Origin of the sequence: Gloeocapsa sp. DLM2.Bin57 (assembly GCA_007693955.1) — a bacterium.
Classification (GTDB): Bacteria; Cyanobacteriota; Cyanobacteriia; order Cyanobacteriales; family Gloeocapsaceae; genus Gloeocapsa.
Window position 1 is genome coordinate 1 of record RECR01000025.1, and the last position, 9,254, is coordinate 9,254.

Sequence of the window (9,254 nt, forward strand, 5' to 3'; positions counted from 1 at the left end):
TGTCGTTTTGGACTTAAGCATATTTTGGAGTTTTTTAGAATGAAATAGCCCTGGGGTATTCCTTAGAGTGGTAAATAATCAGAATTTAAAACATTTTCAGGAGTAAAAATAGGAGTTGGGGGAAATAAATCAATACTTAAACCAGTTTCTGCTGCTGCTAATTCCCGAGCATCTTGATAACATTTAGCAAAGACTTCATGATAATAAGCTTTTAAACTAGGACTAATTTCTAAAGATTCCTGAATTCTTTTACGGTGTTCAACGATGGTAAATAACCAACTATTACTACGTTTTTCTGATTGATAACGATATTTGAGTAAGTGCATTAACAGAATGCGCAGGTTACTGTTAATCGCTCTTTTTTCACTCTTACCCATATCTTTTATTTCTTCAACTAAATTAACTAAATCAATTTCAGAAAATTTTTGATCTTGTAATAAATTAATAGTTTGTTCAATCCACAAGTAATAATCTTGTTCATACAATAAATTAGCTTTTTTAAAGTTATCTAAGACCATATTAATATCTTTCCAATTGACAAGTTTTTTTCGACGATACTAGGTTCAGGTTAAAATCTATATTGTTAGGTAGATTGAGAATTTATAATAAGGCAAAAGGTAAATGAAGAATTAAGAATTAAGAATGAGGCATTCATGCACTTATAAATATAATTAATAGCACCTAAAACTATTCAACCTAATACCTAAACCCTAACTCCTTTCCTCGGAAGTTCTATTTTTGCTATGATGATTAGTAAACTCTTTACAAATCTTAACTTACTCTATGCTAACTCTAACCTCCATTTCTGGGATACTTGAACAACAGCGAAGTTTCTTCGCCACTGGAAAAACTAAAGATATTTCCTTTCGGTTACAACAACTACAGCGATTAAAAGAGATAATTGCTTCTCAGCAAGAAAATATTCTCAAAGCTTTAAAAGCAGATTTAAATAAGCCAGAATTTGAGGGATACTTCGATATTATCGCAGTTGTCCAAGAAATTGACCTAGCTTTAAAACAACTCCCCAAGTGGAGTAAACCTCAAAGGGTTAAAAGTGATTTACAACAATTTCCCTCTCAAGCTTTGATTTATCCTGAACCCTTGGGAGTAGTATTAATTATTGGTCCTTGGAATTATCCCTTTTCTCTAGTGTTGAGTCCTTTAGTAGGGGCGATCGCCGCGGGTAACTGTGCTATACTCAAACCATCAGAACTAGCCCCCGATACCTCTAAAATAGTTAATCAAATCATCAATCAGGCTTTTGATCCTTCCTTTGTCACAGTTATCGAAGGTGGAGTAGAAGTCTCTCAAGAGTTATTAAAACAAAAATTTGACCATATCTTCTTTACTGGTGGTACTCGCATCGGTAAGATTATCATGAAAGCAGCAGCGGAACATCTTACCCCTGTTACTTTAGAATTAGGTGGAAAAAGTCCCTGTATAGTTGATTCAGAAATTAATCTACAAGAAACCGCTAAACGCATTACTTGGGGTAAATTTATTAATGGAGGACAAACCTGTATTGCTCCTGATTACTTGTTAGTAGATGAAAGGATTAAACCTCAACTAGTGACAGAAATCAAAAACTGTATTTTGAACTTTTATGGAGACAATCCCGCAACTAGTCCAGATTACGCTAGAATCATTAGTCCTAGTCATTGCGATCGCTTAGTCTCTTTACTATCTCAGGGTAAGATTCTCCACGGTGGAGATTATAACCAAGATAATCTTTACATTAGTCCGACTTTACTAGAAGATGTCTCTTTAGATACTCCCGTGATGGAAGAGGAGATCTTCGGACCTATTCTACCTATTTTGACTTACGATAGTCTAGAGGAAGCCATTAAACTAATCAATAGTCGTCCGAAACCTTTAGCACTTTATTTGTTCTCTAATAATAAGCAAAAACAGCAACAAGTACTGAAGGAGACTTCTTCAGGTGGAGTCTGTCTCAATGATACGATTATGCAGGTTGTTGTCTCTAGTTTACCTTTTGGAGGGGTAGGAGATAGCGGTATAGGGAATTATCACGGTAAAGCGAGTTTTCAAACCTTTTCTCACTATAAAAGTGTCTTAAAAAAAGGTTTTCGTTTTGACCTAAATTGGCGTTATGCTCCCTATACTAATAAGTTAGAGAGGTTCAAGAAAATGTTTAAAATTTAGAAAATAATGTTATACGATAGAGACCAGTTACGCAATTACCTAGTTAATGACGATGGTTTAATCGAAGAATATCAGCGCCAAAAAGAACAATACTCTGAACATTCCTATAGACTTTATCGTTTTTTGACAGAGTTAGAAGATATCGTCAATTCTGTAACCGATGAGTTAGCAATTATTCGTCGGGTGATTCCTAAAATCAGAAAATTGTTAACTGAATGTTATTGGTTGCAATCAGATTATATTCAACCATCTGGTAAGGTAAATTGTGCGGTAAAACCTCTCTATGAAGACTTAGACTACCCCCTAACGATTCAAAACGTAGTTTGGTTACCTCAACAGGTTTCCTCTATCCATAATCATGGAACTTGGGGAATAGTTGGGGTAATCAGTGGTCAGGAAAAAAATAAATTATGGCGACGTTGTGGCGAATCGGGAGAAAAATTAGAGTTAGTAGGAGAAAAGGTCTTATTTCCAGGAGATATCATCGCTTTTACATCTAATGCTATTCATAGCATCGAATCTTTAGGAGATGAACCCACTATAACTTTTAATCTCTATGGTGTAACGGATTTTGCGAATAGATACGAATATAATCCAATAACTCATCAAGCCAAAAACTTTTGAAAAAATAGGAAAAACCCCTATCTCGCGCGAGAGTACTCCCGTTATAATGCGGTAGCATTTAGCCCGAGAGTGTAAATTAATTATAGAGAGTTTTACGAGAGGTTTTTTTGTCACAACAGAAAGCTAAATCGAATCTGCTTTTTAAGGTTGCTATAGCTTTAGGTAGTAATCAGGGAGATTCTCTGTCGATTTTAGAGAATGCTGTCACAGAATTAGACAAAATACCTGAAATTAGCCTTATTTCTTGCTCTAATTGGTATCAAACTAAAGCAATTGGACCTATTCAACCAGATTATCTCAATGGTTGTGCTATTTTAGAAGTAACTTTAACTCCCGAAGAGTTATTAACTAAACTTTTAGAGGTTGAGGCTAAATTTGGCAGAGTACGTACCCTAAAATGGGGACCGAGAACTCTAGATCTAGATTTGTTGCTCTATGGAGATATAATCTTAGAGACACCAAGTTTACAAATTCCTCATCCTCGGATGCACCAGAGAGCTTTTGTACTTGTCCCCTTGGCTGAAATCGCTCCTGATTGGATAGATCCAGTTTCTCAAAAAGCGATCGCCTCACTACTAGAACAGATAAACTATAAAGATGACTTCTAATCACGAACCCCCTAAACTAATTAAAAAACGTCTTGACTATCAGGGTCGTCTTTTTAGCTTTGAAGTGGCTAAATTTCGTCTTCCTAATCAAGTAGAAGCAGAATTAGAATCTATTCGTCACCCTGGTGGAGCTTTGGCGATACCTTTGACTAGAGATGGTAAACTAATTTTAGTTAAACAATATCGCTTTGCGGTAGCTACACGTCTGTTGGAGTTTCCCGCGGGTACGGTAGAAGTTAACGAAGACCCAGCAGAGACGGTAAAACGAGAAATAGAGGAAGAAACCGGTTATACAGCTCATTCTTGGCAATTTATCGCTAAATTTCCCCTAGCTCCTGGTTATTCCTCTGAATATATCCACGCTTTTTTAGCTACGGACTTAGAAAAACTAGCACAACCCCCCCAACAAGATATAGACGAAGATATCGAGGTAGTGATGATGACTCCTCAAGAATTAGAAGAAGCTATTCACTCAGGAGTAGGGGTAGATGCAAAATCCATCGCAAGTTTATTTTTAGCTCGTCATTTGTTAAAATAAATACAGTTATTGAAATGATGATTTTTTGGCATCGTCGTGATTTAAGAACAATCGATAACCTAGGACTAAATTTGGCTTGTCACCAGAAAACTAGAGTTATTGGTTGTTTTTGCTTTGACCCCCGTATTCTCAACAGTAAAGATTTAGCTCCAGCTAGAATAACCTATATGTTAGGGTGTCTAGCGGATTTACAACAACAATATCGCCAATTGGGGGGAGAGTTATTACTACTTCAAGGAGCGCCATTTGTAGTGATACCTGAAGTAGCTAAAAGATTAACAGCAACTAAAGTATATTGGAATCAAGATGTAGAACCCTATGGTCGAGAACGCGATCGCCAAGTTAGCCAACTTCTCCAAGCAAATAAGATTCAAGTAGAAGAAACTCCCGACCAACTTTTACACTCTCCAGGTTTAATCCTGACTAATAATGGTGAACCCTATAAGGTGTATACTCCTTTTTGGCGCAATTGGTCAAAACAAGCTAAAAGTAATCCTGTTTCTCCTCCAGTCGCTTTAGCTAAGTTAACCGAAGCAGAATTAACAGCGATCGCCGAATTTACCTTACCAGAATTACCCACCCCAGCAGAACTAGGTTATAGTTGGGATAATCCCTTACCTCTACAACCAGGAACAAAAGCAGCTACAGAACGTCTAGAATACTTTTGTCAGCATATAATCGAAAGTTATCAAGAAGAGCGTAACTTTCCTGCTAGAGACGGTACTTCTCAACTGAGTGCAGCTTTAAAATTTGGGGCGATCGGGATTAGGACAATTTGGCAAGCTACAGAAATAATAGCCGAAAACTGTCGCAGTGAGGAAAGTCTAGCGAGTATCCAAACTTGGCGACAAGAATTATGTTGGCGAGAATTCTATCAACACGCTTTATATTTTTTCCCTGAATTAGCCACAGGAGCATATAGAGAAGCATTTAAACACTTTCCCTGGCAAAATAATCAACAAGATTTTCAAGCTTGGTGTGAAGGAAAAACCGGTTATCCCATCGTTGACGCAGCCATGAGACAATTAAATCAAACTGGTTGGATGCACAATCGCTGTCGGATGATTGTCGCTAGTTTTCTCACCAAAGATTTAATTATTAATTGGCAATGGGGTGAAAAATATTTCATGCAAACCCTCTATGATGGCGATTTAAGTGCTAATAATGGAGGATGGCAATGGAGTGCATCTTCAGGAATGGATCCTAAACCCTTAAGGATTTTTAACCCCGCTAGTCAAGCCCAAAAATTTGACCCCGACGCTGAATATATTCGTCAATGGTTACCTGAATTAAGTTCAATTGATACAGAATATTTAGTAACTGGTAAAATTCCTCTTTGGTTAAGCGACAATCAGGATTATCCCCAACCCATTGTCAATCACCAATACCAACAGAGAGAGTTTAAACGTCTTTACGAACAGGTGAAAAACTCTAATTGAAAAAATTATTCGCCCATTCTTATGAATACCATAATCTTAAACCTAAATTCGGTGAACTTAACCGAAGAACAATTCTATAACCTCTGTCAAGACAATGAAACCTTGAAGTTAGAACGCAATGCCAAGGGAGAATTATTAATTATGCCCCCAATTGGTGGGAAAAGTGGCAAGCGGGAAGCTGAGCTGATCACTGACGTTAATATTTGGAATCGCCAAAGCCAACTAGGAGAGGTGTTTAGCTCTTCGACTAGCTTTCGATTACCCAAAGGGGGTGAACGTTCTCCCGATGTGGCTTGGGTTAGCCGAGACAGGTGGGAAAGCTTAAGCGCCCAAGATCAAGAAAAGTTTCCGCCTCTGTGTCCCGATTTTATCATTGAGTTGCGTTCTCGCACCGATTCCCTAAAATCCTTACAAGAGAAAATGGCAGAATATTTAGATAATGGGTTACGCTTAGGGTGGCTAATCGATCCTCAAGAACAACAAGTAGCAATCTATCGTCAAAGTCAGCCAGTGGAAATTCTTGCTTTACCTACCTGTTTATCAGGAGAGGATGTTTTACCTGGATTTAAATTAGAAATAGGGATTTTTGATTAAGGGAACTCTCCAATAAGCGAACTCGTAAATTAGCAGTAAAATATTCTTGAGCTTTAATGAAAAGCTTATTCTTTACTTCTAACGTACTTTAAACCAGTTTTTATGCCAACCAAAAACAAGATATTTGCTGTGATGCTGCTGTTTATTCCCGTTTCGGTAGTAGCTCACTTTCTCCACTGGGAAGCAGTCGCAATATTCGCTACCGCTGCATTAGCGATAGTTCCTTTAGCTGCATTTATGGGTACGGCAACGGAAGAAATAGCAGTAGTAGTAGGTCCAAATCTGGGAGGATTGTTAAACGCTACTTTTGGTAACGCAACTGAACTAATTATCGCTTTTTTTGCTCTCAAAGCGGGTTTAATTGGCGTAGTCAAAGCAACCCTAACGGGTTCAATCATCAGTAATATGTTGTTGGTGTTGGGTTTCTCGATATTTTTAGGGGGTTTACGCTATAAAGAACAAACCTTTCAACCTATAGCAGCTCGCTTAAATGCTTCAGCGATGAATCTAGCTGTAGTAGCGATTCTCCTGCCTACCGCTGTAGATTATACCTCCGATGGGATTGTTAGTGTAACCATGCAGAATTTATCTGTAGCTGTAGCGGTGGTGTTAATCCTAGTTTATGCTTTAACTTTGTTATTCTCGATGAAGACTCACGCTTACCTCTATGATGTGGGGGTAGCAGAAAGTGATTTAGGAGACACACCAGAAACTAAAGTCAATCTGTGGTTGTGGGTAGGAGTATTAGTGATTGTTACCCTTGGTGTAGCTATTGAGTCAGAATTATTAGTGGATTCTTTGGAAGAAGCTACTAGTCAATTAGGATTTAATCAATTATTTACAGGTGTGATCTTATTACCAATTATCGGTAACGCAGCAGAACACGCTACCGCGGTAATTGTCGCTATGAAAGACAAGATGGATTTAGCTATGTCCGTTGCTTTAGGATCTAGTCTCCAAATCGCTTTATTTGTCGCTCCTGTATTAGTAATAGCGGGGCGTATCATTGGTCAACCCATGGATTTAGACTTTAATCCCTTTGAAGTAGTAGCCGTAATCGTTTCGGTATTATTAGCTAATTCCATTAGTTCCGATGGTAGATCTAATTGGTTAGAAGGGGTTTTGTTACTAGCTACTTATACTATTCTGGCTTTAGCCTTTTATTTTCATCCTTAAAAGTAGGGGCGATCTTCGCCCCCAAAATTTTTAGCTTTATTTAACTGACAATTTGAGAGAAACTATACTTTAAAGGGTATTATTAATAATAGCACAAGTAATTAAACATTAACCCCAATGAAAACGATCGCCATCTATCACAATAAAGGTGGAGTAGGTAAAACCACCACTGTTGTTAATCTAGCAGCAGCATATAGCAAAATGGGTAAGAGAGTCTTAGTCATTGATTTAGATAGTCAAGCTAATACTACTTACGCTACTGGATTGGTCAAGTTTGAGGATGAGTTATTTGACAATATCAAAGATAAGAATGTATTGCAAGTTTTAGCATCAGAAGAACTTTTCTCAATTGCTGAAGTAGCCCGTAAATCAGTTTTTACAGAACCAGAAATAGATGTAGTACCTGCTCATATTGACTTAATGAATGCGGAAAAAGATTTAATTAGTCTTGAGTATAGTAGGTTATTATTGCGCTCAAAACTACAAGATGTTCAAGATGATTATGATATAGTACTCATCGATACTCCCCCATCCTTGAATCTCTACGCCCGTATCGCTATAATTACCGCAGATTATCTGATTATTCCCTCAGACTTAAAACCTTTTGCTAATCAGGGATTAAATAACGTCAAAGGCTTTGTCAAAGCTAATAATACCTTTAGAAAGCAATTAGGCTTAGAAGAGGTTCAGATTCTCGGTGTTCTTCCTACTAAAATATCAACTAATCCTAAGTTTATAGAACATACTTTGAAAAACCGTCTAGAAATAATTAAAGAACGTTATAAATTACCCCTATTTGACACTATAATTTATGATCGCGAGGATTTAGCTAAATCTCTAGAACAAATTCAGATCATTGGAGTTATAGATATACCAGATCCTCGCTCTGTTTTCGATTATAAACCAGATAGTAAAGCAGCTAACGAATTTAACTTACTAGCAGAAGAAGTCTTAACTAAAATAGGAAGTATATGAGTAAATTATCCACCCTTTTAGTCGCGGTTAGAAAAATCAGTTCCCCTATACCGCGATCGCAATTTCCCGAAGATAAAATCGAAGCGATCGCCCAGCTAATCCTAGCAGTAGAAGGCTTAATTAATCCACTGGTTTTACGTCGCACCAGTTTAGAATCTTTTGAGGTAATCTCAGGACATTTAGAATATTATGCAGCAGTTAGGGCTAGAGAAATCGACTTACGTAAAGGTGAGATGATTAATGCTTACGTATTAGAGGGAGAAAATGAAGAAATTTTAGAGCAACAAGTAGAATTATTACGCTTTGTTACTAATACAGAAAATAATAGTGATAGCAATAATGATGGACGCTTAAATAATCTAGAAAATCGTTTAGAAACACGCTTTAAAGAGTTACAAGAGCAACAAAAAAGCTTAAAACTAGATTTAGAAAAAAAACTAACCGAGTTAGAAACCAGATTACCAGAAAGGGTAGAACCTTTAGCAGCTTTTAATCAATGGGATGGGGATACATTAAGTAAAAAACTAAGGAAACTAGGTATAAATACTAAGCAAGCCTTAACTATAACCGAAGCAATTATTAATGAGCGTCCTTTTGATAGTTTAACCGCTATAGTAGATAGAGTGAAAATTCCCCGCGGGAATAAAACTATTAAAGCAATTAATGAGCGAAAAATGTTGGAAATTATTGATAATTGGTGATAAGTTCCCATGAAACTGCCCGAACCATATAACCCTCAAGTAGAATTAGCCAAAAAGCGCAATTATGCAGCAGCAGAAAGAACATTAATGGCTTGGATTCGTACGAGTTTATCTTTGATTACCTTTGGGTTTAGTCTAGATCGCGTTCTTAACGCTATTTACAGCACTTCTGCAGCAACTAATCACACATTACGGTTATCGAGATGGTTTGGGTTGTCTTTTATTGCTTTAGGTGTCTTTGCTTTAGTAGGTGCAATCTACCAACATCGTAAAGAATTACGTAAAATTCATCAACTCAATTATGTCTATACTGAACAACGTTCTTTGAGTACAATAGTAGCAACTATTCTAGTAGCTATTGGGGTATTAGCTTTTATTGCTACATCTCTATCTACCCCTTGGCGAGGAGTGGTTATTTATCCCCATGCTCAGATAG

11 protein-coding genes are annotated in these 9,254 nt (G+C 37.2%); 10 read left to right on the plus strand and 1 reads right to left on the minus strand.

All coding sequences use genetic code 11. The features are described 5' to 3' along the window. Window positions 1-62 precede the first annotated feature (62 nt). Window positions 63-518, minus strand: a complete 456-nt coding sequence (locus tag EA365_00710; GenBank protein ID TVQ49028.1) for a DUF29 domain-containing protein — start codon at window positions 516-518, stop codon at window positions 63-65. Between the two features lie 265 nt (window positions 519-783). Between EA365_00710 and EA365_00715 the strand changes: the two genes are divergently transcribed. From EA365_00715 to EA365_00760, 10 genes are all read left to right on the plus strand, one after another. Beyond that, entirely contained in the window at window positions 784-2,163 is a 1,380-nt protein-coding gene (locus EA365_00715; protein TVQ49029.1) for an aldehyde dehydrogenase, read from the plus strand. A 6-nt stretch (window positions 2,164-2,169) separates the two neighbouring features. After that, window positions 2,170-2,787: a cupin gene (locus EA365_00720; protein ID TVQ49030.1), complete on the plus strand. Its 618-nt coding sequence runs from the start codon at window positions 2,170-2,172 to the stop codon at window positions 2,785-2,787. 107 nt (window positions 2,788-2,894) lie between these two features. Then, window positions 2,895-3,395: a 2-amino-4-hydroxy-6-hydroxymethyldihydropteridine diphosphokinase gene (folK, locus tag EA365_00725; GenBank protein TVQ49031.1), complete on the plus strand. Its 501-nt coding sequence runs from the start codon at window positions 2,895-2,897 to the stop codon at window positions 3,393-3,395. Then, window positions 3,385-3,933 carry an NUDIX hydrolase gene (locus EA365_00730; protein ID TVQ49032.1) on the plus strand — a complete coding sequence of 183 codons (549 nt, stop codon included), beginning with the start codon at window positions 3,385-3,387 and terminating at the stop codon, window positions 3,931-3,933. Before folK ends, EA365_00730 begins: the two co-directional genes overlap by 11 nt. A 14-nt stretch (window positions 3,934-3,947) precedes the next feature. Next, the gene (locus EA365_00735) at window positions 3,948-5,372 is read left to right on the plus strand and encodes a deoxyribodipyrimidine photolyase (protein TVQ49033.1); all 1,425 of its coding nucleotides are present in this window, start codon (window positions 3,948-3,950) and stop codon (window positions 5,370-5,372) included. Between the two features lie 21 nt (window positions 5,373-5,393). Further along, the gene (locus EA365_00740; protein ID TVQ49034.1) at window positions 5,394-5,966 is read left to right on the plus strand and encodes a Uma2 family endonuclease; all 573 of its coding nucleotides are present in this window, start codon (window positions 5,394-5,396) and stop codon (window positions 5,964-5,966) included. Between the two features lie 102 nt (window positions 5,967-6,068). Further along, complete coding sequence (cax, locus tag EA365_00745) at window positions 6,069-7,142, plus strand: calcium/proton exchanger (GenBank protein ID TVQ49035.1); 1,074 nt, start codon at window positions 6,069-6,071, stop codon at window positions 7,140-7,142. 117 nt (window positions 7,143-7,259) lie between these two features. Then, on the plus strand, window positions 7,260-8,117 hold the full coding sequence (locus tag EA365_00750) for a ParA family protein (protein TVQ49036.1): 858 nt from the start codon (window positions 7,260-7,262) through the stop codon (window positions 8,115-8,117). Further along, window positions 8,114-8,818: a hypothetical protein gene (locus EA365_00755; GenBank protein TVQ49037.1), complete on the plus strand. Its 705-nt coding sequence runs from the start codon at window positions 8,114-8,116 to the stop codon at window positions 8,816-8,818. The genes EA365_00750 and EA365_00755 overlap by 4 nt, the downstream gene beginning before the upstream one ends. Before the next feature lie 9 nt (window positions 8,819-8,827). Continuing rightward, window positions 8,828-9,254 (plus strand): DUF202 domain-containing protein (locus EA365_00760; GenBank protein TVQ49038.1); only part of this gene is annotated, 427 nt, incomplete at its 3' end.